Origin of the sequence: Clostridium fessum, from assembly GCF_027698965.1 — a bacterium.
GTDB classification, from domain to species: Bacteria; Bacillota; Clostridia; order Lachnospirales; family Lachnospiraceae; genus Otoolea; species Otoolea fessa.
The window spans coordinates 139,122-164,592 of the sequence record NZ_JAQEQF010000007.1 but is presented as its reverse complement, the minus strand read 5'-3'; the positions used below and the strand labels follow the sequence as shown (position 1 = coordinate 164,592).

At 44.2% G+C, this 25,471-nt stretch carries 24 protein-coding genes and 1 pseudogene; 5 read left to right on the top strand and 20 right to left on the bottom strand.

All coding sequences use genetic code 11. The features are described from left to right. Positions 1-68: 68 nt before the first annotated feature. Positions 69-1,022 (bottom strand): hypothetical protein, encoded by a 954-nt coding sequence (locus PG862_RS10535; RefSeq protein WP_270707341.1) that lies wholly within the window; start codon positions 1,020-1,022, stop codon positions 69-71. A 672-nt stretch (positions 1,023-1,694) separates the two neighbouring features. Between PG862_RS10535 and PG862_RS10530 the strand changes: the two genes are divergently transcribed. Continuing rightward, positions 1,695-2,639, top strand: coding sequence for a D-2-hydroxyacid dehydrogenase (locus PG862_RS10530; protein ID WP_022360306.1), 945 nt, complete (start codon positions 1,695-1,697; stop codon positions 2,637-2,639). 120 nt (positions 2,640-2,759) lie between these two features. Here PG862_RS10530 and PG862_RS10525 read toward each other — a convergent pair whose 3' ends face one another. The 14 genes and pseudogenes from PG862_RS10525 to PG862_RS10460 form a co-directional block, all read right to left on the bottom strand. Next, entirely contained in the window at positions 2,760-3,194 is a 435-nt protein-coding gene (locus PG862_RS10525) for a protease complex subunit PrcB family protein (protein ID WP_107001425.1), read from the bottom strand. 55 nt (positions 3,195-3,249) lie between these two features. After that, complete coding sequence (locus PG862_RS10520) at positions 3,250-4,392, bottom strand: ABC transporter ATP-binding protein (RefSeq protein ID WP_270707338.1); 1,143 nt, start codon at positions 4,390-4,392, stop codon at positions 3,250-3,252. Positions 4,393-4,420: 28 nt separating this feature from the next. Continuing rightward, on the bottom strand, positions 4,421-5,497 hold the full coding sequence (locus tag PG862_RS10515) for a FecCD family ABC transporter permease (RefSeq protein ID WP_333563205.1): 1,077 nt from the start codon (positions 5,495-5,497) through the stop codon (positions 4,421-4,423). 36 nt (positions 5,498-5,533) lie between these two features. After that, complete coding sequence (locus PG862_RS10510) at positions 5,534-6,883, bottom strand: ABC transporter substrate-binding protein (RefSeq protein WP_270707337.1); 1,350 nt, start codon at positions 6,881-6,883, stop codon at positions 5,534-5,536. Next, positions 6,880-7,674 carry a sirohydrochlorin cobaltochelatase gene (locus PG862_RS10505; RefSeq protein WP_118481931.1) on the bottom strand — a complete coding sequence of 265 codons (795 nt, stop codon included), beginning with the start codon at positions 7,672-7,674 and terminating at the stop codon, positions 6,880-6,882. Before PG862_RS10505 ends, PG862_RS10510 begins: the two co-directional genes overlap by 4 nt. Before the next feature lie 218 nt (positions 7,675-7,892). Further along, positions 7,893-8,072 (bottom strand): annotated as a pseudogene (locus tag PG862_RS10500) (sporulation transcriptional regulator SpoIIID); the annotation flags it as partial. Continuing rightward, positions 8,059-9,591 carry a recombinase family protein gene (locus PG862_RS10495; RefSeq protein ID WP_270707336.1) on the bottom strand — a complete coding sequence of 511 codons (1,533 nt, stop codon included), beginning with the start codon at positions 9,589-9,591 and terminating at the stop codon, positions 8,059-8,061. The pseudogene PG862_RS10500 and the gene PG862_RS10495, both read right to left, overlap by 14 nt. 71 nt (positions 9,592-9,662) lie before the next feature. Beyond that, positions 9,663-9,824: a hypothetical protein gene (locus tag PG862_RS10490; protein ID WP_270707335.1), complete on the bottom strand. Its 162-nt coding sequence runs from the start codon at positions 9,822-9,824 to the stop codon at positions 9,663-9,665. Between the two features lie 90 nt (positions 9,825-9,914). Next, positions 9,915-10,589: a recombinase family protein gene (locus PG862_RS10485; protein ID WP_270707334.1), complete on the bottom strand. Its 675-nt coding sequence runs from the start codon at positions 10,587-10,589 to the stop codon at positions 9,915-9,917. Positions 10,590-10,729: 140 nt separating this feature from the next. After that, a complete protein-coding gene (locus PG862_RS10480) occupies positions 10,730-11,032 on the bottom strand; it encodes a hypothetical protein (RefSeq protein WP_270707333.1) in 303 nt (100 codons plus the stop codon). A 91-nt stretch (positions 11,033-11,123) separates the two neighbouring features. Next, positions 11,124-11,429 carry a hypothetical protein gene (locus PG862_RS10475; RefSeq protein ID WP_270707332.1) on the bottom strand — a complete coding sequence of 102 codons (306 nt, stop codon included), beginning with the start codon at positions 11,427-11,429 and terminating at the stop codon, positions 11,124-11,126. A gap of 241 nt (positions 11,430-11,670) precedes the next feature. After that, positions 11,671-12,768 (bottom strand): hypothetical protein, encoded by a 1,098-nt coding sequence (locus PG862_RS10470; protein ID WP_270707330.1) that lies wholly within the window; start codon positions 12,766-12,768, stop codon positions 11,671-11,673. Positions 12,769-12,911: 143 nt separating this feature from the next. After that, a complete protein-coding gene (locus tag PG862_RS10465) occupies positions 12,912-13,553 on the bottom strand; it encodes a DUF5688 family protein (protein WP_270707329.1) in 642 nt (213 codons plus the stop codon). 778 nt (positions 13,554-14,331) lie between these two features. Continuing rightward, positions 14,332-15,333: a hypothetical protein gene (locus PG862_RS10460; RefSeq protein WP_270707328.1), complete on the bottom strand. Its 1,002-nt coding sequence runs from the start codon at positions 15,331-15,333 to the stop codon at positions 14,332-14,334. Between the two features lie 742 nt (positions 15,334-16,075). Between PG862_RS10460 and PG862_RS10455 the strand changes: the two genes are divergently transcribed. Together PG862_RS10455 and PG862_RS10450 are read left to right on the top strand one after the other, a co-directional pair. After that, on the top strand, positions 16,076-16,744 hold the full coding sequence (locus tag PG862_RS10455) for a plasmid recombination protein (protein WP_270707327.1): 669 nt from the start codon (positions 16,076-16,078) through the stop codon (positions 16,742-16,744). Position 16,745: 1 nt separating this feature from the next. Beyond that, positions 16,746-18,131, top strand: a complete 1,386-nt coding sequence (locus PG862_RS10450; RefSeq protein ID WP_270707326.1) for a type IV secretory system conjugative DNA transfer family protein — start codon at positions 16,746-16,748, stop codon at positions 18,129-18,131. Here the strand turns inward: PG862_RS10450 and PG862_RS10445 are convergent. The 5 genes from PG862_RS10445 to PG862_RS10425 all read right to left on the bottom strand — a co-directional run bounded on the left by PG862_RS10445 (position 18,119) and on the right by PG862_RS10425 (position 22,379). Beyond that, a complete protein-coding gene (locus PG862_RS10445; protein ID WP_270707324.1) occupies positions 18,119-18,343 on the bottom strand; it encodes a sporulation transcriptional regulator SpoIIID in 225 nt (74 codons plus the stop codon). The genes PG862_RS10450 and PG862_RS10445 overlap by 13 nt on opposite strands. Before the next feature lie 88 nt (positions 18,344-18,431). Continuing rightward, entirely contained in the window at positions 18,432-18,911 is a 480-nt protein-coding gene (locus PG862_RS10440) for an acyl-CoA thioesterase (RefSeq protein WP_107001412.1), read from the bottom strand. A 244-nt stretch (positions 18,912-19,155) separates the two neighbouring features. Continuing rightward, positions 19,156-20,370 (bottom strand): cytidylate kinase-like family protein, encoded by a 1,215-nt coding sequence (locus tag PG862_RS10435; protein ID WP_022360314.1) that lies wholly within the window; start codon positions 20,368-20,370, stop codon positions 19,156-19,158. A 13-nt stretch (positions 20,371-20,383) separates the two neighbouring features. After that, positions 20,384-21,829: a sodium:proton antiporter gene (locus PG862_RS10430; protein ID WP_227589679.1), complete on the bottom strand. Its 1,446-nt coding sequence runs from the start codon at positions 21,827-21,829 to the stop codon at positions 20,384-20,386. 217 nt (positions 21,830-22,046) lie between these two features. Further along, positions 22,047-22,379 carry a hypothetical protein gene (locus tag PG862_RS10425; RefSeq protein WP_270707321.1) on the bottom strand — a complete coding sequence of 111 codons (333 nt, stop codon included), beginning with the start codon at positions 22,377-22,379 and terminating at the stop codon, positions 22,047-22,049. A gap of 270 nt (positions 22,380-22,649) precedes the next feature. Here PG862_RS10425 and PG862_RS10420 point away from each other — a divergent pair, with 270 nt between their 5' ends. Together PG862_RS10420 and PG862_RS10415 are read left to right on the top strand one after the other, a co-directional pair. Further along, the gene (locus tag PG862_RS10420; protein WP_270707320.1) at positions 22,650-23,543 is read left to right on the top strand and encodes a glycyl-radical enzyme activating protein; all 894 of its coding nucleotides are present in this window, start codon (positions 22,650-22,652) and stop codon (positions 23,541-23,543) included. Between the two features lie 347 nt (positions 23,544-23,890). Then, positions 23,891-25,432: a BCCT family transporter gene (locus tag PG862_RS10415; protein WP_270707319.1), complete on the top strand. Its 1,542-nt coding sequence runs from the start codon at positions 23,891-23,893 to the stop codon at positions 25,430-25,432. The last annotated feature ends 39 nt before the right edge of the window (positions 25,433-25,471 follow it).

Genomic DNA, 25,471 nt, shown 5'->3' with positions numbered 1-25,471 from the left:
TAACCGCCAGCTTACCAGTTTTCTAGTATACGGCACTTTTTTCCTTTTATCAACTGCGCCCACATAACCTACCGTTCGTTTTTTTCACGCGCCATCCGCCGCAGCTGCCGAAATCCAAGCCATGCCAGTAAAAGCAGCAGCAGACTTACACTGATCGTCAGTCCGTAGTGAATCCACCGTCTCCAGAACGGAAGCGGGAGGTTTTCCACCGGCGCAGTCTCTGTTTCCACCAGAGTTCCCGGATCCACTTCTATTTCTGTCATCTCTTCCACATCCAGTTCCGCTTTTTCATACTCCATCCGCCTCCGGTAACGCTCATATTCCGGAAGTCTGACCGTTCCCCCGTACACTGCCCGGCAATCCCATACGCGGCGTTTTGCCTGTACCGCCGCATTGCGGCACCAGATGCCAGCCTCATCCTGATAAGCATCTCCCTCCCAGCTTGCGGACTCAATCTGCACCTCATCCTCCGATAGCCCTGCACTTGCAAGCAGTTCTTCCCTGCACGCCTCCAACGGCGGCACTTTTTCATCATGCATCACGACAGTTCCACCCAGCCGGTATGTGTCCGCCCCGTATTCGTGAAATACGACCGAAATCTCAAATCCATCCTGCCAGTGTTCGTTCTCATAAGAGGTTCTTTTCAGATCCAACATAACCGATACGGTCTTCCGGCTCTCCCGATCCTCCACCTCCATCGGCGCTCTCGCCGGGATCTCCTGTTCCCGCGTCACGGATGGATAGACCATCTCCCCCGAAACCTCCCGCGTTCTGCCGCGCACCGGCACCGCCTCTATCTCTGTCCCCACAAGCCGGTAGGTAATTTCCCCCTCTTCCAGATATTCTTCCGGCGCTTCTGGTATCTCAACCTCTTTCAAATAGGAAGAAGAATAACGGATCCGCCGTTCTCCCGCCTTATCTTCCTGTGCGTAAGCCTGTCCGCCGGTGCCCTGCAGGCACAGCAGCACAAACGTCAGCACTGCCAGCCTCCCGCCATATCTTCTGTCTTCTCTTTTCCCCATACATTCTCCCTTTCTGCCATTCCCCGGCAAATGTCTCCTGCCAGCCGAACCGCATTCTTTCGTAAGCACGTTCTAAATTTCCGTACTCCTCTCTCAACCTTCTCCATCCTTTCTAAAATTGTTATTGTTCACGCATACGTGCCCCGTAACGGAATTTGCCGTGGCTTCGCATTTAAATACGGCAAATTCCCGCTACCACCACGTTTTCTTACGGCACTTTCGGTTCCAAAAGTGCCTACCTGTGAACAGTAACGATATGATACTTATATTCAGCACTGCTCAATCATATGACTGCTATTTTTTTGTTTCATAGGACGCAGTTTCCCCTGAAACAAAAAATGCATTATGAAATTTCATAAATACCCGGATATTTCTGTGAATCACAGATGCCCTCTTTGCGGGCAGAATCATCGAATGCCGTCCGGAACCGGACTTTGAACTGCATCGTACCTTTATTATAGTCTGCCCTATCTCAAAATACAATTTATAAATCGCTCCCGCGGCATTTTCTACAAAAACCCCTTTTCATCCAGCATTTACTTATAAGTGTTATACAAAAAATCGAATACGAGTTTCTGTTTGGTACGGCAAAATGACTTGACTGGACAGCAGATTTTAGGTATACTTGCATATAGGTACATTTTACAAAATAAGAGCGGAGGAAATTAAACTATGAAGTGTCTTATCATTGACAAAGTATACGCTGGTATTGCTGAAGAACTCAGCAAATACATGGAAGTTAAAACTGCAGAGAATCTGCCGTCCACCAAGGATCAGTTATTAGCTGAAATCGGTGACGTAGACGTTCTGATCATGCGTGTAGATCCGAAGATCGATCAGGAGATCATCGACGCTGCTAAGAACCTGAAGGTTATCGGCGTTTGCTCCGTTGGTCTGAACCACATTGATATGGACTACGCAAAATCCAAAGGAATCCAGATCTTCAACGCACCGGGCTTAAACGCTAACGCAGTTGCAGAGCTGACCATTTCCAAGATGTTAGATATCTCCCGTGGTACTTTCACAGCTAACTACGATGTAAAAGTAAAACATGAGTGGAACAAATATAAATTCGAAGGTCGTGAGCTTCGCGGCAAGACTCTGGGCGTTATGGGCTTCGGTCGTATCGGTAAGAGAGTCGGTGAACTTGGTCGTGCATTTGGTATGACTGTCGTTGCTTACGATCCATTCCTGAAACCGGAAGATTTCGAGAAAGAGCATGCAACTGGCATGTCCGTAGACGAGATGTTAAAGGTAGCTGATTTCGTATCTATCCACGTACCGCTGACACCAGAGACAAAGGATCTGTTCAACGCTAAGTCCATCGCTGAGATGAAGGATGATGCAGTTGTTCTGAACATGAGTCGTGGTGGTATCGTAAACGAGAAAGATATGTACGAGGCTCTGAAAGCTGGCAAGATCGGCGGCTACGCAGCAGACGTTATGGAGAACGAGCTGGCTGGCAGCGGTCTGACAGGTGATGATACATTCGCAAGCCCGCTGTTCGAGTGCGACAACTTCATCGTTTCCCCGCACATCGGCGCTCAGTCCGTAGATGCTTCCAGAGACATCGGACTTCACATCATTTCCAAGGTAAAAGAGGCTCTTTCCCTGTAATCAGGAAACCAGTCTTATACTCATATAGGAAATCCTGCGGAAATCGTTCTGCAGAAACTGCATAAAGACAGGAACCGGATGATACTCTCGCCGGTTCCTGTTTTTTTGTTTCATAGGAAACTACTGGAATACCACTGGTTCCTCCAGCAGTTCCGTCCGCAGCACAATATACGGATACGACGGCTCTTCCCCGGTCGGCTCGCTTCTCTCCGGTCCTTTTAACTCGGTCTTGACGATGATCGAATTGTCCGTCAGGTACAACTCCGGAACCGTAATGCTGTAACCGCCGGTCTCCTGCTTGCCGTACCCGGCAGCTATGTAGAGGTCATTTCCGCTTGTGTAAGTCAGGCGGAAGGAATCGTTCTTCTTTTCTTCTATGATCTGCGCCAGCTCCTGCGGCGTCTCATCGGGACCTATGACGGCAAATTCCAGATCCCGCAATTTTTCTGCCTGTTTTTCACCGCCGCATGCAACCGCATAGACCCCCGCCAGAAAGATTCCCATCACAACCATAAGGCTTAGAAGCCATTTTTTCCTGCTTTTCTTACTTTTCATCAAATAAAAAACCTCCCGCTCCCCTGCACGCAGCCACGCGGCAAAATGCTTTGATTTACTGCATTTTATGAAGCGGAAGGTTGTGATATTCTATCTTTTTTCCTTTTTCCCTGGCATACGCCAGCAGCCGGTCGTTCGCCGCCGCCCAGCCCCCATACTGCCTGCGGCACGCAATCACGCACTGGCACGCATCCAGACATTCTCTGGCTTCTTGTTCCTTTTCCTCTGATATTTCTTCAAATGCGGGGACTGCAATCAATCTGGACGCCAATGTACAAGCCGGCGGATAATCTAAGTCGGCTTCCGATACGATCCCTGCCGCAAACGTGGTTCCAGCTCTCTGAAGCTGCCAGAAGACAGCGCGCCCGCTTCCTCCTCCTGCCAGCACAAACACCTCTGGCGCCCCCTCCGGACGCGGAAGCTCCATACTGCCGCCTGTCTGACGGAAGCGCCCTTCCTCGATCTGGAAAAGCTCGGAAAGATGTTCCGGAGTCAGCATCTCTTCCGGGCGTCCAAACCGGCTTTCCTGCCCCGGGCTGACGCACAGCACCCAGTCAGAGACGCGCTCCGCCAGATCAAGTTCATGAATGGATAAAATGACTGCCACCTTCTTGCGGCGCGCCAGCTCCTGCAAGACCGACATAAATTCCAGCTTATAACGGATATCCAGATAGGAAGTCGGCTCATCGAGAAGCAGCAGTTCCGGCTCCTGACAGAGCGCCCGCGCCAGCATCACCCGCTGCCGCTGACCGTCGCTGAGCGTCTGGAAGTCCCGCTCCCGAAGCTCTGATACCTGCACTGCCTCCATCGCCTCATCAACTGCCTTCCAGTCCTCCTCCGAGAGGACACCAAAACGCCCCGTGTACGGATAACGCCCGGCTGCCACAACATCCCGGCAGGTCATCCACTCTGCATGGACCTTTTCCGTAAACATGACCGCCATCCGCCGTGCGCGCTCCGTTCCCTTCATTCCCAGAAGGTCCGCGCCGTCCAGGTAAACCGCGCCTCCCAGAGGGGGAAGCTGCGCGGCGACACTCTTTAAAATGGTCGATTTTCCGGCTCCATTCGGTCCGACTAAAGTCAGGATCTCACCCTTCTTTATCCCGATCCGGACTGGATTTAAGATCTGTTTTCCACCGTATCCAACCTGTAAGTCCTCTGTATAAAAGTAGATCTTCTCCTCAGTTTCTGGATTCATGGTATTTTCTCCTCTGCTGCTCTATGCTTCAGGTGCTCTTTCGATGTTTCCGCATCATCACAAAAATCACGACCGGCGCACCGAAGACAGCTGTTACCGTGCTGATGCTCAATTCCGTCGGGGCAAAGACCGTCCGCGCCAGCCAGTCGCTGAACAGGCAGAACACGCTTCCGCCCAGGAAACAGCCCGGAATCAGTACCAGCGGTCTTGTATCGGCAAACAGCCAGCGGATCAGATGCGGAACCGCGATTCCAACAAAGGAAACCGGACCGGCAAATGCCGCTACGCAGCCAGATAAGATGCTGGACAAAATCACCATAAAGAAACGCAGATGTGCGACATTGACTCCCATGCTTTTCGCATACGTCTCCCCCATCTGGTATGCGCCGATCGGCTTGGATAACAGAAACACCGCTGCCGCTGAGACAAAGGTCACGCCCGCCATGACTGCTACATTTTCCCATGTCATACCAGAAAAACTTCCGCGCGACCAGTTATGCAGGTTGACAATATCCGCATCACTGGCGAAGGTCACAACAAAATCCGTGATTGCCGAGCAAATATAGCCGATCATCACGCCCCCGACGATCAGCATTGCCATCTGTTCCATTTTCCGCGCGACCAGGAGCACAAACAGCATAGAGAGAAGCGCTCCGGCAAATGCCGCTGCCACCAGCATCCCCGAATTGATCGTAATATTCCATTCCAGAAATCCGACCATCACAAGTGCTACCAAAAGCTTTGAACCAGAAGAAATTCCCAGCACAAAGGGACCCGCGATCGGATTGTGGAAAAAGGTCTGTAACAGATACCCTGACAGTGCCAGCGCCCCGCCAAGGATCAGCGCCGCCAGCGCGCGCGGCAGACGGATCTCCCAGATGATCGTCCATGCCATTCCACGCAGCTTAGGCTCCCGCAATTCCTCTAAAAATTCCACGAGTGGAACCGATACACTGCCCGAGCAGGCGCTCCAGATAAGCGACAGGAGCAGCAGCATAATCAGAAGCAGAAATGCGGCTGCGATCCGCACCTGTCTGCCTGCCTGCGCCAGGTTTCTTTGTTTTTTTTCCTGTTTTTGTCTGTTTGCTTCTGATACTGAACGCATCGTTTCTCCTATCTATCTTTATTACACTTTCCTTCCTCACGACTGTAATTTATACAGATATGTCCCATCTTCCTGGCTTCCGCTGAAAATCGCATGGATATCTTCCAGCATCGCTCCAACTGACATAGATTCCTGATAGAGATTCTTCGTCGTACACCAGACATTTCCCGCCTGTACCGCCTTGAAATCCTTGAGAACCGGCGCTTTTGCCAAAAGCTCCGAAATTGAGTGAATCTCTCCATCGATTGTACTGTTATAAATCAGATAATCGGATTCTTTCGCGGCTGCATAAAATTCTTCCATCTGCATATTGACGGTCGAAGACCGCTTTCCGTCATCCCCCAGATGCCCGAATATGTATCTGCCGCCCGCTAATTCTATCATTTTCGGTATATAATCAGAGGAACGGCGCACGTTCACGCTGCCCTGGTTCGTAATATAGAAAAATGCCGCCGACGGCTTTTCCGCCTGTGCCGTCTGTTCTGTTTTTACGCTCCCGCCTGCGTTCTCCGCATCCGAACCTTCTTCTGTAACACGCTGCAAAGCCGCTTCCTGCTTTGCAAATGCCGCTTCCGCCTCTTTTTCTTTTCCGGTCAGCACTCCATACAGGCGGATCCATTCCGTCCGCCCCAGCGGATGTGCTTCGTAGCTGGAATGATCCACAAGCACCGGGATTCCGAAACTTTCCAACTTTTCTTTTACCTCCGGCGAATGGAGAATCATCGTATTTTCTATTGCAAGACCGCAGCCCTCCGAGACGATCCGCTCATAATCCGGTTCGCTGTACTTGCCTGCGTAGAGAATTGACCCATTCTCCATCGCCTCCTTTGCCTCCGGGATGTACCAGCCCGACGCATCGGTTCCCGAAAACCGGATATCCGAAAGCGCTCCCAGCATCCGGAACATATCCATGGTCGCGGTCGCTACCAGATAAATCTGTTTGACCGGGCGCTTAAGCACCTGGATCGAATCCGGAAGATCTTCCGGCACCTTTCCGCCCTCTGGAATCAGAAGAAAACGGCTTCCATCCGCAACCGAAACTGCTTCGTACTGCATCCCGTCCGCATCCTCATAGGTATCGACCGCAAACTGGGTCGCATAGGCAAGCTCCATCCGCGATTTCCAGGCCAGGGACGCACTGATCGCCTCACCCGGCTGTGGAAGTGATGCCTCCGCCACCTGTGCGTCCACGTTTTCTGCCGGCTGGGACACTTTCGTACCTTTACCCGCCTCATTGGATGTCTCACTGGCGGATGTAGACGACGCTGCCGCCACCGCACTCTTTCCCGTATTTCCACAGCCACTCAAGAGCAGCACCCCCATAAGCGACAGCCCTGCCATCCTAAGTAACCTTTTCTTTCCCGTTATCCATCCTATTTTCTTCATTTTTCCCACTCTGCCTCTCTCACGTGCGCCACATACAGCTTCCGGATCGCCTCAACCTCTCCCAGTCCCCGGATGCGGCATTCCACCTGGTATCCGGCGCGTTCCAGGCGGCTCTTCCAGGAATCCTCCTCTTCACCTGCCATATCCTGATTCGCATGGTCGCCTGCAACCACCATGAGCGGCTGCAGCACTGCCCTCTGATAGTGTTTCTGCGCGCCCAATTTCTCGATCACCGCCTGTAAATCCGGCTGCGCCTCCACGGTTCCGATGTAATAATTTGCATAGCCGCCCGCGATCATCCTATCCTGCATCTTCTGATACACCTGATTGGAAGCCGCGTCCGTCCCATGCCCCATCAGGCAGAGTGCCGTTTTTCCATCGTCATATCCGCCCAGTTCTCCTGCCATCGCCCGGATCACCGCATCCAGATCCGCTTCACTGGCAAGAAGCGGTGCTCCCAGCGCCAGCCGTTCAAAACGCCCCTGATTCGCTTCCACTTCCGCTTTTACATCCATGTATTCAAATCCATCCATCAGATGGGTCGGCTGCACAATCAGACTTTTAATCCCATCGGCTGCTGCCCGGTCAAGTGCCTCCTTCAAATTGTCGATCGACCGTTGATCCCGCTTTTTCAATTTATCAATGATCCTCTGGCTGGTAAATGCCCGGCGCACCTCATATGCCGGAAATGCCTCCGCCACTGCACGCTCAACCGCTCCGATCGTCTTTTCTCGGCTGTCATTGTAGCTTGTCCCGAAGCTGACTACCAGGATTGCCTGTCTTGGTTCCATCTATCATTCTTCCTCTTTGTTTTTTATCTTTCAATTCAGAATTTTCCCGTTCCTCCTACGCTGCCATATGCCTGAATCTGGCTGACATATAGCTTTATGAATCGAAGCTACTATAGCATATTTTGAAATAGTTTGCAATGAAGCAGAAAAAATGGCACTCCGCCCGTCCAGGCGGAATGCCCCTTTTTCTGCTTTCAGCTCCAATTTTACCAGCTTTTCTATTTCTCATCCCGGCTGCACGCGCGCAGCTGGTGCTCATGCTCATATTTTTCTTTCGTCGCCATCCCGCCCCGGATATGGCGTTCCGCTTTGTTGATGTCCAGTACTACACGCGCCCGGGATGCAAGCGGCGGATTGATATGGGAAAGGCGCTCGGCCACATCTTTATGTACGGTTGTCACAAATCAGAACATCTTCATCAATATGCAGGTCTTCTAATAGATGAAGGAAAATTTTCACTTGTCCAGACTTGTCCACTTCTATTCTATCAATGATTTTTTTCAACTGAACATTATCCATTTTTCTTACATCTACTATATCTTCAATCGTTTTAAATGTATTAGCCAAACGCATTTCCAATGTTCTACTATCTACCTGACAGCAGGACATTATCTTTAATTCATTTTCAATCACATCTATCTGTTTATGTACTGCTTCGTTTTTGGCTTTTGCTTCTTCACGTGATAACAGTCCATCACTTCGCATTTCTATATAACGCTCTCTCTTTGCCTGTAGCCTATTCAATTCCTTTTTTAATTCCTTTTCACGCTGAAAATTATCACTTGTTTTTTTATAAATCCGTGTAAATTCCGCCTTAACCCGCTTTATCATCATCTCTTTATCTGCTATAAGATTCTCAAACATCTCCTGTATTATGTCCATTAATTCTTCTTCTTTGACCTTACTTGCATTCGGGCAAGCATCTACTCCTCTATAATTTCGATTCGAGCATATCCAAGATGCTATTTTTTTCTTTCCTCTTGCCTGTCGTCGAAATGACCTACCACAATCTTTGCACTTAATTAATGTAGAAAAAGGATAGCGATTACTATATCGTTCGCTTGTCATATGAAAAGCATCATATCTTTCTGCAAAATTTTTCTGCGCTTGTGCAAAGGTTTCATCACTGATAATTCTAAGTTCTGGACGCTCTACAACGTCCCATTCACTCGGATCCTTTGCTCTCCGCTTGCCTGTCAGAAAATCTTCCACTTCTTCTTTTCCATTTATGATTTTCCCTGTATAAATATCATGTTTAAGGATCCGACCAATTGCGTGCTGCGACCACTTACAATGACGTTTTGTCCGTATATTCATTTCATTCAATTTGGTAGCAATTGAAAGACTTCCATATCCTTCTTCTGTATACCATTTAAAAATTTGACGGACAATCTCAGCTTCTTGTTCATTTATATCCAACTTAAAATATTCTCCCGGTGTTTTATCATATCCATATACAATATTAGGGACTCTTCCTCGTTCTGCATTAAATTTCTTTCCAAATTTAACCTTTTTAGACATATTTGCGCTTTCTTCCTGTGCCTGAGCCGCGCAAATTGTCAATGCAAATTCACTTTGCTCCAAAACCGTCATGTTATATGTAACAAACTCAACATCTACTCCCAACGATTTTAACTTTCGTATTCCTTGTAAAAAATCCACCGTATTCCTAGCCATTCTGGATGCATCTTTAACCAATAGTTTTTCAAAAAATCCTCTTTCAGCATCGCGTAACATTTGTAAAAACTGTTTTCGATTTTTTACTTTTGTTCCAGAAATACCTTCGTCAGCATATATTTTTACCATATTATCTTTTTTACGATCTGCATATTCTTCAAAAAAATTTTTTTGAGTCTCCAAACTGTTGATTTGATCCTTTTTATCTGTTGATACTCGACAATACGCTGCAACATTCATATTATATTCTCCTTTTACCAATCTACATATTTTACAAAAATAGCCCCGCACAAATGCGGGGCTAGATTTTATCAAGCTGATTCTTTAGCATTTTGATTTTCGCCCTCACCTAAAAAGGCTTTTTCCGCTTTTTGCTTATTGATATCTACTAATATTCTAAATAAATAATCTTCCATTGCTTTTTCTTCATTTGGGTTATGGATCACATAATCCAAACATTTGTTTCTTCTCATAAATCCTCCCAAGGATCATCCTTTGTCCAATTACTATGTATAAGTTTCTAAAAATAGTCCTATTATTGACAAATTGAAATTTTTTCATTTTTATTCGCCTTTCAACTCTTTCTTGTATTTATAATATGTATTCCGTGACAAACCCGTTAATTTCATCACATCTATATCATTTAAACTTCCATCGAAATCTTTGCTATATTTTTTAATTGCTTCCTGAAACCCAGCTTTTTTCTTAATATGTAGCTTACGCCCTGATTGCATTCCAATTCTTTTTCCATGTAACCTTGCTGATTCTAGTCCCTCTTTGGTTCTTTGCCGTAAATCTGCCACTTCTTTTTCCGCTTGTTCAAATGAAATTTGAATCTGTTTTTCAGCTAAACGCATTAAATATTCCCGAACAGCCTTTAAAATTATATCGGCATCAGTTCCAGTATCTGGAATTTCATTTTCCATTGATTTCTTATAAACTTCGGTATTAATATGCGGTTCTTTCAAAAATATAAGCGAAATCCCCTTATCAAAAAGTTCGTGATATAGTGCAAACCCGTCTTCTGCGTTTCGGCTCATTCGCGAAACTGAATCAAAATAAATTGTATCTCCGAACTGTAAATGACTATATAATTTCATCCATTCGGGTCTATTCAATGTTGTTCCTGTAAACTTTTCCTCTACAATTACAGCATTCGGGGCGACTGCTTTTATATTTCGAATCTGACGCTCCAAGCTTTGTTTTGACGTTGAAATTCTTACATATCCATATATCATTTTTTCTCCTATACTATTAAATCTGACGTTCATTAGTTTTAATAATGGTTTTTGGAAGTAAAACGAAGTGTTTTTAGTACACTTTTAATACTAACCATTATCAGGTTACATTTGATACTGCTTATATCCAGTCCATTTTCCTAGGCTTCTTCTACTTCCCCAAATCCTGCGATATACTCATCTGGATTCAAATTTTTCTCCGCCCATTCTCTCGCCTGGTCTACCGTAAACGGAATTATCTCTTCACCGCCACAAATATCACATCCATTCTGGATACTATACTTTGATTGCGGTCCTCCGCTACCATGTAAAAAGTAGTTCCCCTTTTTTGTCTTATACAAAGCCTCATAAATGCTACTAAAAGTGCACTCATGCATCCGATAGTGTCCCAGTTCCGTTGCAGTTTCCGTATTATACATCTTACCGTTAATGATTTTCTTCATGGTTCTTTCTCCTTTACATATTCAAAAATTTATCTTTTGATATCCGATGACCGCATAACCAGGTGCGATCATCGAAAAAATCAGTTACTACTTATACATATAAGAGACATTCTGCTCCTTCAAACTTACCCTGTTCCAAATAGTCGATAGCCCAATTCCGTGCCTGTTCCTTATCTAATGCTTCGATATCTTCTCTGGGAACCCAGCTATTATTTCCTATGGGTTTTGCAAACTCACTTCCAGCTCCAACTTTCCTATATAGAAAGAAATTCCCCTTGCTGGTTCGATATAATGATTCAAATATGTAATAGAAGTCCATGGGTTCGCCCCATTCTTTCTGTCCGAGCAATTCAGATGTATCTGTGTTATACAATTTATTATGAATAATCTTCTTCATAATTTTTATATCCTTTCTCTGATTTAGTTATTTTGATTTGATACGGTATAATATTAATTAATAATTTGTAGGTTCTCTTATGTGTTTTCTATTCATTTCTGTGTTCCTCCTTTTTGTATTTGTGGTAATGTTTTTTCCTTTACCCGTTCTGGTGTAAAATCCTTTGAAAAATCAATGCTTCGCAGGGGATTTATAGGATTTCAAACCAGCGATTTCAAACGGGTTGTTATGAGTAGAAAAACTACAATTTTGTTAGGAGTTCATAACAGCGTTTTCCGTCTTCTTGCATATAAATCTGCAACTCTTCCCGGCATATGCAGATAAATCTTTGTTTAACTGAATATTTCTTTTGTTTTGAACCAAGTTTCAAAACATCTATTTCATTTAATAAATTTGATATATCAAACATAAGCGGCACTCCTTTTTCTAATTCTTGTCCACTAATTTGTAATAAAATATCCCTGCTCCAAGTATGGCTGGATGGACTATAATATTTCTTCAATATTCGACGTAAATTAGATTTCATTTGCTTCTGATACAATTCCATTGGTTTTCGAATGTTTTCTTCTACAAATTTTCTGAAGTAAACGTTTATTTTTTCATCCGTCAATTCGAACACTTTATTTGTCCCTAAATCTTTCCTTATTTTGGATGGTTTTTTCAATGTTATTTCGAACCGTAAGCATTCGAACGGAAGAGAAATTTTATACTTATTTTCTAATTGTCTTTTTTTATCATAAAACTTGATGGTTATTCCTTGTTTTCCTGAGTCTTTCATAAATGTTTCAATGGAACGTTTGAAATTTTTTTCTGTATTTTTGTCTTCCGAAAAATAATCGTTCTCTTTCAATCTCAATTTTTTTGGAAACAGATACATAATAGTTTTTATCGGTCTCTGATACTTTAAAAATTCATCGTTTAGGATGATCGTTTTGTTTATTTCCATCGTTTTAAATTTAGAATCCTCAAACCGGATAACAATTCCGTATTCTTTTAGTAAAAAATCTTTTATCTCTTCTAATCGAAGCTGACATTCTTCTAATCTCATACAATTTAAATTATGGTATTTTTCATCATCGGGAACCGATAATTCCATTTCTGAAAAAACGTGTCCATCTATTCCGACCGAGTATATCAAATTATCAAAATATTCATTTTCCTTGATAAAAACGCTACTTATCTCATCTTCCTTATTAACAGGTATATAAATTTTTCTTCCTTTTATGATATTCACAATTCCGATTTCCTGTAATTTTGGAATATCTAAAATTTCAGAAATGAAAAAATTATAAATTCTCACTTTATCACATAACGCTTCTGTATCTCTTTTCAGAATCATCACTTTCTATTCTCCAATCCGTTTTCCTTATCAGCTGACTCTTGCATAGGTAATATGAAAGATTTGGAGAATTTGGTGCTACTTTTTTCAAAAAAATTTATTTTTATTTGTAGGAGGCGGATGCCCCCTACATTAATAAACCTTTAAAATTCCATTACATACACTTGATCCGTCAGTCTATCTGATTCTGACACATCACTCCGGTTAATTTCGAATACCATCTGATTCCATTCCTCTTCATCGAAAAAATCTGGAGATGGAACTAAAATCATTTCGTGTATTGATGATGGAATAATCACTAACTTCTTCACATTATGTAATTCTACGAACCTTTCCAACATTTCTTTGTTATAAATCGCTCCCGCGCCCCATAAGCCTGAATCTGAACTAATTACATACATCGGTATTGACAACTCAATTCCGTTATCCTCCAAATCCATCTGTTCACAGAGTGTTCGGCTGTCAGATTCATTTCCGCATATACCGGATAATACATCAGTTATATTCTTAATAATTGTGTGTTTCTGAAGATTTTCATCGGCTTTTTTCCATGCTTCGATTTCTGTCAATCTGATTTCTTCCAAATTCTTCCTTGTAATTTTTTTCTGTATTCTTTTTTCCACTCCAACCGAACAACTAATATATAAGTAGAACTCCATTCCATCAAAATCACTGTTCTTCTTAATAACCGCTTCCTCACTTTCTTTCTGAATCCCGATACTGATATGTTTCAAAATAAATTCTCGATTTTTCATTCTCTTTTCAATAAAGTGTAAATTTTCCATTTTCTTTTCTCCTTTTTCATTTGACTAATATCTGCGTTTTCTGATGCGTTTTAGATTTTGCAGTTTCTGAGGGGAATATATTTTTATCGTCAATACTCGTCCCCTCGCTTTTTCCTCCTTTCTGTTGATGCGTTTTGAGTTCTTTGTTTCGTCGGGTATATTCGTTTGAAATTAAAAGATAGATTCATGCAAGGATGCGCCATAGCGCATTTATCTTGTCCTTGTGGGAATCTATTTTTTAATTTAGAATATACGTCTCCGACTAGAAACAGGAACTCAGAATGCATCAACAGAATAGGAGAGAAGAGCACGAACATGGCTGGCGATAAAAAGAGGGATTCCCCACCGGGGAATCGATTGGCAAAGGGGGATTCTAATTTTCCATTTGAGGACAGAATGCTTCTCCTGTCCGCTGGTCTGGGAGACGGGCAGACCAACGTTTTCCAAACGGTGCTCGGAATGGTACAAAAATAATATGCTAGATTTAGAAGATTTGAGTTCGCTTTTTATTTCAAATTATTATTTTGGAATTTACCTTATTATATGTATTTTCAAAAGTGTTTTAGATTTGAGTATCGAAAAAGAAAATTTTAGATTGAACTAAAAAAGTAGACAATCCAAAATGAACTGTCTACTTATCTAATAAAAAAGAAAAACTCCCCGGCATAACCGAGGAGTTCCAGAAGCTATATCATAGAAATAATCATACGACTTCTTTGAAAACTTATATAAACACTCACTGTATCTTGATTTCTCAAGTGTGAGACTTAATCATACATTATTTCGTAAAATGGATTGTTAATGTTCCTTCATAAGTCCCAATAGAAAACGCTCTTCCATAGTCAGTGGTTCTATTCTGCCAATTACTTAAATCAAGTAAATCTGTATTAATTCCATCTCCAGCATTTGAAACAGCATCAATCCGAAATTCTGTTCCATTTGCATCTTCTACAAAAATACGATTAAAGTCACCTTTTCCATCTGAAACATATTGATAGGTGCCATAAATTAAATTTCCATTTGCATCCTTTGCAGGAACATATCCTGATGCTGTCTGATCTGCAAAAGGTTTAATATAATTGAAAAATTCTCCACCAACATTATTTCCAAGTACGGTCTTTAATGTTTTTTCGTGAACAAATGAAGTATCACTATAATGTGCTGTTCCCGCTGCATCTATCATAGTCGATGCCATATCAGACCATGCTCGTCCAAGGCAAACCGTAAACACATCATTTGGATACATCGAATATCCTTTGATTGCATATGATTCGCCAATTCCTCTTGTTTTATTGTCAACATCATATGCTACTACATCATAACTCTGGTTATCGTCTGTAATAGAGTACGTCCACTGATCCGTTGCATTCGATAATCCACTCGGAATACTTCCCTCATAAACCTTAGCCAATTTTCGTTTCATTGATTTCCAAAGTTCATCATCATTTTTTCCTGCATAGTCGGAAATATCAGCCACGTAATTTCCGAATCCATTGCTCTGTACGACTCCATTCACAGTCCAGCGACCTTCGCCATCGACGGTGTAGCCGTCCGGCGTAGTAGTATTTTTCAGAATGTGTCCGCTGGCATCATAGTAATAGCACGCGCCATCGCGCCAAATCCAAGCCGGATAGTTCTCTACTGCATTATCTGTTTTTACATATGTAGTTGTTCCGCGTCTTTCTGTGGAAGTAACATTTGCGTATCCCGGTACGCTCATCGACAGGAGCATTCCCATAGAGAGAAGTGCTGCCGCTAATTTCTTCATATTCTTTCTCATAACCAATTCTCCTTTGTTTTTGTACTCCCTCAAATTGCAAACCACAAGTTTAGTATACCTGATTTCAGATTGCATTTCAATCTAATTTTTCTCACTTTTTCCCCTTTTTTCATTTCAAATCTTACATATTATATGTGTAACTATTATTTTTACAGCGTAAATCCATAATTTGGAAAGGAGAATATTTATAATGAAATTCAAAAGAAACGATATTTTGAACGTTTTGGAACTTTGTAGCGGAACCCTTGAAGCCCGAAAAGCACATAAAACTCTGGACTTAATCTATTTTTTGTCCCGATGTGTTTCAAATGAAACAATTGATTTAAAACATTTCCGCTACCCACATTTTCGAAAATGTATGGACATTTGTACAAATATAGCGAATCCCACATACTCTTTGAACACGTATCAAGACATTCTGAATTTCTTCTTGGAAAATTGGAAGAAGCTTGAAAATTTCACTTGGGCTTATCGAGTGCTTCTGGATATTTTTGAAATGGATCCGAATTTAAAGCATTTAAAATAACTTTCAGCAAGCACCATTTTGCGGCCTTTAACGGCCGCTTTTTTTTGCATTGGGAGGTCGTAGAGACCGACCTTTGCAGGGGAGTCTGAGGGGTGAAACCCTCTCAGCCAGATAAGGATGCAACGCATCCGGTACTAAATGTGAAACATTTGGTATATCTGGTATACCAGACCAGAAAAAACAACGAATAACTAAATGAAAGGAGATTATCTTTATATGGCTTCTATGGATAAATATACTCAATCTGCCGTGTACGCGATGTTAAAGCATAACGAACGAACAGCACGTTCTCACAGCAATCCCGATATTGATTCTGAAAAATCTAATTTAAACTATCGATTATCGCCGGAACGCACCTGCACTGATTACGATTATTTCAAACAGCATGTACAAGAATACAAATGTATGAACCGTCCTGATATTATCAAGATGGCTAGTTGGATTATTACCGCGCCCGATGATTTAGCTCCAAGCCAAGAAGCAGATTTTTTTCGGTGCTGTCATAAATTTTTGAAGAAGCGTTATTTGCCCGAAAACGAATTACAGGCAATCGTTCATTACGATGAGATCCACACCTTTATCGATTCGAAAACGGGGCAACTAAAGACTTCGCGTCCTCATCTTCACTATTCTTTCATTCCTGCCGCACCAAATAAGGAAGGCGCTTTGCATATTTGTGCCAAGAAAATACTCAATCGTCAGGATTTACGAAATTTCCATCAGGATTTACAACGTTTTATTAATCAATCCTGTGACAAAAATGGGGAACCTATTCGGGCAACAGTGTATTCCGGTATAACAAATAAATCAGGAGGAAATCGGATAGTAAAAGAACTGAAACGCGATTCTCTGACTTATTCTTATGAAAGGAGCTTTACTTTTTAATATGACTCTTATTGAAAAAATCAAATATATTTCGCTTATAGCTTTGTTTATCTTATTGTGGCTCTATCAGGAACACTTGAAATCATCCCTAAAAAAGGAAAAACAAAAAAATGCCCGCGTCCCACCGCATTTACACATTGCTTCACTCAGCAAAACGAATGGAATCATCTTTGGACGGCGAAAAAACAAATTCTATTCTAGCCCGATAGAAGATGAATGTCACGTCTTTTGTTGTGCTTCTTCCGGGGCTGGAAAAACCAGCGCCTTAGCTATCCCCTCGATTCGCTCTTCCTGCAAGGATCCAAGCCGAGGGACGTGTTTCTGCATCGATATTTCGGGGGATATATCAAGTAATTGTGCGATCCCTAAGAAAATTATCTTTGATATCGAAAACCCAGCCACAACGCCATATAATGTGTTTTACGCAGTTGATATGGAAAACGACTATAATATCCAAAACGAATTATTAGAAAAACTAGGCTTTCTAATTATGCCTGAAACCAACAGTTCTGACGATGCAGGTGCATTTTTTCTTAACAACGGTAGAAAAATGCTGATTGGCTCTTTGATCGCATTTTACCATGAAGGACTGGATTTCGTTCCCATCTGCAAAAAAATAGTCTCTCTTGACTATAAAACATTATTATACGACATAGTCCGAACCAATAATGAAAATGCCATCCGATACATAAGCAGTTTTTCTGGAGCAAACGAAAAAAATTCCGCCGGATGTAAGCAATGTGCCGATCATTATATTTCTCTATATGCAAATAATTTTCGAATGGCTAATGCTGTGCGACGTCCTAAAGAAAATGAATTATGTGTCACGCCCCAATTATTAAAGGATCATTCGATTTTCTTATGTATTCCTGATTCCAAAACAGATATATATGGTTCTTTCCTTGGCATTGTCAGCGCTCAAGCATTTGATTTTTGCGCTGCCCGGAAAAATCAGGAAAAAACCACGATTTTATTCGTGCTTGATGAATTTGCATCCTTACGAATTGGCGCTTCTGATATCTTGAATGCCGTCCGTAAATACAGGAAAAAGAATGTGCGGCTTATGATTCTAACCCAATCCCTCCTTGATTTAGACATATTATATGGGGCAAAAATACGGGATTCCATCTTAAATAATATCCGCTATAAAGTGATTTTAGGAATCACAGATCCAGACAGTCAGCGCTACTTTTCTGATATAATTGGAAAACAGGAAGTTGAAACTAAGTCTACTACAATAAGCAGTCGCTCACACTCTGTATCTTATGGATATACTCAGGAATATTGTGTTCCTCCAGATGAGTTTGGACGTTTGAAAGACGAATTATATCTTATATGTGATGATGGAAGTTATATAAAACTTCAAAAGAACTATTATTTTAAATAAAACAGAGCAGGGGCAGAAACCTCTACAATTAAGGTTTCTGCCCCTTTTTTACTTTTATCGAATAATCCAAATAATATGTTCCTTATTGGTACAACCGTATGCACGGTAGATTTACTGATCCCAAATTTCCGGGCCGCCTGCCGCACTGTCGCATTGTAGTCTATGATGTAATTAGCGATCGCAACCGCCCGTTCCTCGATATATTCCTTCATGGGAGTTCCCCTGAGAACGTTTTTTACATCTTATTACATCTGTTTCCGATTTATGCGAATTCCCTTTCCCAAACAAAAACACTGCCGATTAGTAGTTCTCCGCACGGCGGTGTTTCCGCAAGTCGTTTCTCTTCACGCCAGCTTCCCACTCTGCCTTCTCCTCATCGGTCTCGACAAGCAGTCCCGGAACTTCCATCGGATGCTCGTTTTCATCCAGCGCTACCATAACCACATAAGCGGTATTAACCAGTTTACGCGCGCCGCTTAAAGACTCTACGAATGTATCGACACGCACTTCCATGGAGGTTCTTCCAACGTAAGTCAGCTTACCCTCGATAATCAGGGTATTGTTCAGGTGGACTGCCTCTTTGAACTGCAGGTTATCAACCGATGCAGTTGTCGGATTGCAGTGCGCGTGGCGGCGCGCAACAACGGTCGCTACAACGTCGATCCATTCCATCAGCTGACCGCCAAACAAACGACCAGCACCATTTAAGTGACTATTTAATACAAGCTGTGTCTGGATAACAGCTGAATCCGCTACGCGGCGCATAATTCTTTCTTCCATAATTTATTTCTCCTTTCGAGAAGGATGCCTCTTCCAATCTCCCGCTTTCGAAGGACTTCCCTGTGATATGGTACCTAGTATACTGGCTTTCCCTCAAATTTGCAAGTATTCCGCTGCAAAAATTCTGAATCTTTTTAGTTATACATCCTATTGGCAGTAAACTATAAATGTAAAAAAACGACCGAAGAATCTGGGAGCAGCGTCTGTTGTCTTTCGCTGACTCCCATCATCTTCAGCCGTTCTCTTATTTATCCTCTTCCCGTGCCGTGATCATCCGATAGATGAAATCCACGGTTCCATCGATACCGTAGCTGGCACTGTTGATACAGAGATCATAGTTGTTGGAATGTCCCCAGTTTCGGTTTGTATAGTAATGATAGTACTGGCTGTGGACATGATCCAGATGCTTTAACATATGGCGTGCCTGCTTGACCGTCAGGGAGCTGTCAATCTCCATCGCACGTTTGATACGCTGCTCAAACGGCGCCGTGATGTAGATACTGATATGCGGGATGTTGTTATTTGCCATGATGGCATCTCCGCATCGTCCCAGAATAACAAAATCTTCCTTCTTCGCCATGTCAACCAGAAGGTCGCTCTCGTTGAAGAAGACCGCATCACGCTTCGGCAGTCCGTGGAAACGGCTGAACTCGCGCATGCGCTGGCGCAGGGTCAGATGGCGCTCCGGGATGAATGCCTCACTCGGGTTTACATTGGCATCCTGATCGTGCGCCGGCTCTTTCTTGATTCCCGGCTTGATTCCGTAGCTGACAGAATCCTGTATAGAATCCTTCTGAGCCTCGAGACGTTTCAGAACCGCTTCAAAGATCTCCGCGTCGTAGAAATTGATTTTCAGCTTATCTGCCAGCTTAAATCCGATATTTACACCGCCGCTTCCGTAGGTCCAGCTGATACATACGATCAGGTGGTCATTTTCGGAGAAACGGTTTTTCAGGTTAAATGTATTCAGCTTCGCCAGCTCTGCGTTGATAACGTCGCCGCTCGCGAAACTGGTCGGCAGACTCATGACTTCGGTCAGAATCCGGTTGTACTCGGTCATGACGAGCTTCCGCTCTTCCTTATTCTCGATGGTACGCGCCATGTTTCCGATCAGGGCAATCTCACTTCGAACCAGGTTACCCTGCGGGCGTGTCAGCATCAGATGAGTCAGCTCATCCACGCAGCGCTTCCGGTCACGATTGAAAACACGTCCCAGAGAAGAACCTAACTGTGCATAAACCTCCGCATCCAGATCGTAAATACTCTCCGCCAGTTCACGGATTCGTTTTTCATCTCTTCCAGGCACCGTGCTGCCCGGCTTCTTCCCTGCTGAATCCTTTTCGGCTGCATTTTCCGCACCCGTTACTTCATTCGCATACTGGGCGCTGTCCTTTTCAAGCGCCTGCTGCGTCTGATTTTCCATATTATCTGTATTGGTATGTTCCTGATTGTTGCTCATCGTCACTCACCCCCTATAAAAAGAATAACAGCATATCAAGTGCAAAGACCGGAACCAGAATACCGAACGACCAGAGCAGATATCCGAAGAAGGACGGCATACGCACACCGTTTTCATCCGCAATCGACTTAACCATGAAGTTCGGTGCATTTCCGATGTAGGTGTTCGCACCCATAAATACCGCACCACAGGAGATCGCCATCAGCATCTTGATCGGAACCGTTCCTAACGTCGTCACCATGCCCTCCGTAAATCCAAGCGCACCTGCCGTTGTTAAAAATACCAGATAGGTCGGCGTGTTATCCAGGAAGCTGGACAGCAGACCGGTCGCCCAGAACATTTCAAACGGCTCGGAGATGCCCAGATTCGCGCCATTTGCTTTCAGAATCATCAGGGCTGGCTGCATCGTGATGAAAATACCGATAAACAGAACCGCAACCTCCTGAATCGCGCCCCAGGTAAAGTGGTTCTCACGGCGGATCTCAACCTTCGTGGTCTTGAAGGACAGGAAGGCCGCCACCAGAATGATCACAATCTCAATGATGGCCGGATAGCTTAATTCTACCTCTCCAAACAGATGGATGCCAAGCACCTTTCCGGCTGCATCCTGGAACTGCGGCATGGACGGTAAGGTACCGCTTAAAATAACGGCTGCCACGATCATAACCAGGAAAATCAGGTTGTGCGCGCCGCGCAGCTTTACTTCGGTACCCGGTTTGCTGATATCCGGTTTCAGACCGCTCGCGATATCCTGACGATATGCCCTCTTATCAATAAAATAGAAGATTGTCAACAGCACCAGCATATTGAAGAATAAGATCGGCGCCAGATGTAAGCTCCAGAAGAACGGTACGCCGCGCATGAAGCCCATCAGCAGAGGCGGGTCACCGATCGGGGTCAGACATCCGCCGATGTTGGATACAAGGAAAATAAAGAAGATAATGATATGACGTTTCTTCTTTCTCCATGCATTCATCTTGACAACCGGACGAATCATCAGCATACTGGCACCGGTCGTACCGATCCAGCTTGAAAGCAGGGTTCCCAGTGCCAGTAGTCCTACATTGACACGCGGAGAACCTGCCAGGTCACCGGACATCGTGATATTACCGGCAACGCAGAAAAGTCCAAATAACAAAATAATAAAGGTCAAATAGTCATTGACCAGGCATTCCAGAACCGTTTCCAGTGCTGTCCCCGCACTGTAACGCATCGCAAACGGAATGATAAAAAGAATTGACCAAAGAGCAACCGCATGAGGCTGGTGCTCTTCCCACCATTCTGCCTTCACAAGCGGCAGAATCGCAATACAGAGAAGCAGTCCCGCAAATGGAATACACATCCAGAGCGGCACAGAGGATGCCGATGCACCGCCTTCCTGTTCTGCTGCCAGAGCCGTCATCGGATTTGCCATCAAAAATAATCCCAGGCTCGCGCAAAACGCACTCAATCTTTTCACCTTCGTAACCTCCCAACTTTTTTCTTTTTTGTTTTACATTTTCCATTTCAGCCACTCATTATAACAAGTTTATTTCCTAAATACAACCGTGTTTTTCACGTTGTAAGCGTGATTTTCCGCAAATTTTTCGTTAAAAGTACCTTATATTAATTCTTATTAATAAGTGTTGTAAGCCTGTGCTCATAACATAAACAAATACCTCTTTTGTGTATAGAAATTATGTATAATACTGTAATTTCACGTTAGTGCCTTTTTGTGTAATAGGGGATTCCAAGGAATTTCCTATTACACAAAAAACCGCCCGCCGATATCCCGACAGACGCTTCCTACATTCACATATAACTTTCTCTTGAACTATACTCTCTTTCCAGAGTTCATATTTCAATTCCATATCTTCCCCGCCATCTTCCATCTTTTTCCTGCAGCTGTTTTCGCGCTTCATTTTAAGCCAGCCGCCCGATCTCTCGCGGTATTCCTTCGTGGTTTTTTTTTCGATATGTGCCAGTTGGCAAATCTGCCGCTGTATAACCTGCTCTTTCGCAGCGTTCACACATATTCTCTCTCGAACCTGTTTTATTATAACGCTTATTTGTAAAATTTATTCCCGTTTTTTTGTCAAATCTTTGTAAAAAAATCAAGCAGCAAATTGGAGAAACTGTCTCATTTACTTTTTATCTTCTTTATGCTATAGTTAGCCTGTATTTTGCATTCAGATGTATTACGAATCCATTCGGAAATTCCGGTGCCATCCCGTGCTGGAATACTCAATGTCTTATCGTGTTTTATAAATATCAGAAGGATTTTCAGGAGTATTGTATTCATGCAGGCGAATATATTTAAAATCAAACGAAATGAATTGGCTGACGGTTCCGGGCTGCGAACTACGATTTATTTTAAAGGATGCCCCCTGCGCTGTGTCTGGTGTTCAACACCGCAGGCGCATGAGCGCCCGACCCGGATTCTCTGGGACAGCAAGCACTGTCTCTACTGCAATCTCTGTGTCAGCGAATGTCCCACCGGAAGTCTGGCATTTTCAGACAACCGTCTCACCTTTACCCCGGACACCTGTACATTCTGCCGTGCCTGTACGGATCACTGTCCGTCCCGGATGCTTCATTTCGTCGGTCAGATGATGGATATGGATGAAATCATGGAAAAAATTCTTGCCGACCAGGAGCTCTATGGAAATGGCGGCGTCATTCTCTCCGGCGGCGATCCGCTGATGCAGCCGGAAGCAGCCACCGCTGTCCTAAAAAAATGTAAAGAACACGGCATCCGCACCGCGATTGAGACGACCGCTTTCGCCAAACCGCTGGCTTTCTCCCGCTTCATCGCCAACGCGGACATGATTATCATCGATTTAAAACATTATTCTGAAAAGAAATATATCCAGTTCACCGGTGTCTCAAATCATTCGATTCTGGAAAATCTGGACTTTGCCATCTCTATCGGAAAAAAAGTGGCGGTCCGCATTACCATTACCCCCGGCATCAACGACACGCTCATCGATGCCCGCAGGTATGCCCACCTTTTGTCTGAGCACCACATCAGACATGTAATTCTGCTCTCCTATTCAAATCTGGGGATCATTAAATATGAAAAATACACGCAATCTCCGACGCTTGCCCGCGAGCAGACCTTCTCCGGCCAGGATATGGAGAATTATGCGAATATGCTGCGCGGACTGGGATTTGATGTGCAGATTGAGCAGTAGGGAGGCGGCAGGATTTTTCCATTGCCGCCTCCCATACATTTTTCCATCTATTCGTTACTGTTCACGCATACGTGCCCAGTAACGGAATTTGCCGTGGCTTCGCATTTCAATACGGCAAATTCCTGCTGCCACCACGTTTTCTTACGGCACTTTCGGTTCCAAAAGTGCCTACCCGTGAACCGGTAACATCTATTTCCTTGTTTCTCTATTTTTTCCCAAATTTTTCATTGATTTTTTTTCCACCCAATGCTATAATGTGTTCAATATTTAATTTATTTATCAAAAAATGAACATGAACCATTTGCAAAAATCCTCATTTTTACAAATGATTTAAAAGGAGGTTTCCCATGCAAAATCCACAATCCCAAACAGCGCCAGAGCCAAAACGCCTGGACTTGACCACGATGGTCGTCCCATTTCTTCTTATTATAATACTCTGTCTCTGCTTTCTGGCTGCGCCAGATGCATCCAAGGCAGTGTTGGAAAATCTCCGGAGCTTTCTCGGGGAAAACTTCGGTGTCGGCTACCTTGCCATCGGACTCGGCATTTTTCTTCTGTCAATCTACATCGCCTTTTCCCGCTACGGAACCATCCGGCTCGGAAAACCGGATGAGAAGCCGCTCTATTCCAATTTTGCCTGGGGTTCGATGATGTTTACCTCCGGACTTGCGGCGGACATTCTCTTTTACTCCCTGTGTGAGTGGGTTCTCTACGCCAATGACCCGCATCTGGCAGAAATGGGCAGTATTCAGGACTGGGCGAGCACATACCCGCTCTTTCACTGGGGTCCGATCCCGTGGGGCTTCTATGTCGTGCTCGCCGCTGCCTTTGGCTTCATGCTTCATGTGCGCGGCTGCCATAAACAGAAATACTCCGAAGCCTGCCGCCCGATCCTCGGAAAACACACAGACGGGCTTGCCGGAACCCTGATTGATCTGATGGCGGTCTTCGCACTGCTGGCCGGCACAACCACGACTTTTACGCTGGCGACCCCTCTGATGAGCCAGATCGTCTCCGAACTCTTCGGATTCGGCGACACCCGCCTCATCACCATCGCGATTCTGGCAGTCACCTGCCTGGTATATACCGTTTCCGTCGTGCGTGGCATGAAGGGCATCCAGAAGCTCGCGGCGTCCTGCGTCTACCTCTTCTTCGCTCTTCTGGCGTATGTGCTGCTGTTTGGCGGTGAAGCTCGCTATATCATCGAAACCGGCTTTTCCTCCATCGGAAATCTGGTACAGAACTTTATCGGACTGTCCACCTACACCGACCCACAGCGCACCACCTCATTTCCGCAGACATGGACAATGTTCTACTGGGCATACTGGATGGTCTGGTGCGTCGCTGCCCCGTTCTTCATCGGAACCATCTCTCGTGGACGTACGATCCGGCAGACAATCCTCGGCGGCTACGTGTTCGGGCTTGGCGGCACGTTTGTGAGCTTTATTATCCTCGGAAACTACAGCCTGGGACTCCAGGTGTTCGGAAAACTGGATGTCATGGGGCTTTATGCCGCCAGTGGCGACCTCTATTCCACAATCACTGCCATCATCCGCACGCTTCCGCTCGCCCCGATGGTTCTCGTTCTGCTCGCGGCGGCGATGATCGCCTTCTATGCCACCAGCTTTGACGCGATCGTACTGGTTGCCTCCGCCTACTCCTACAAGAACCTGACAAGCGAGGACGAACCGCACATGGCGATCAAAACCTTCTGGTCCCTGAGCCTGATTCTACTGCCGATGGTCCTCATTTTCAGTGATAATTCAATGGCAAACCTGCAGACCGTGTCCATCATTGCAGCATTTCCGATCGCGTTTATCATTCTCCTGATCGTGGCGGCGTTTTTTAAGGATGCGAAGAAATATCTTTCAAGCTACCATGGTATTTGAACGAATTGATTGAGTGTTGTTAAAAATATCCCGAATGTA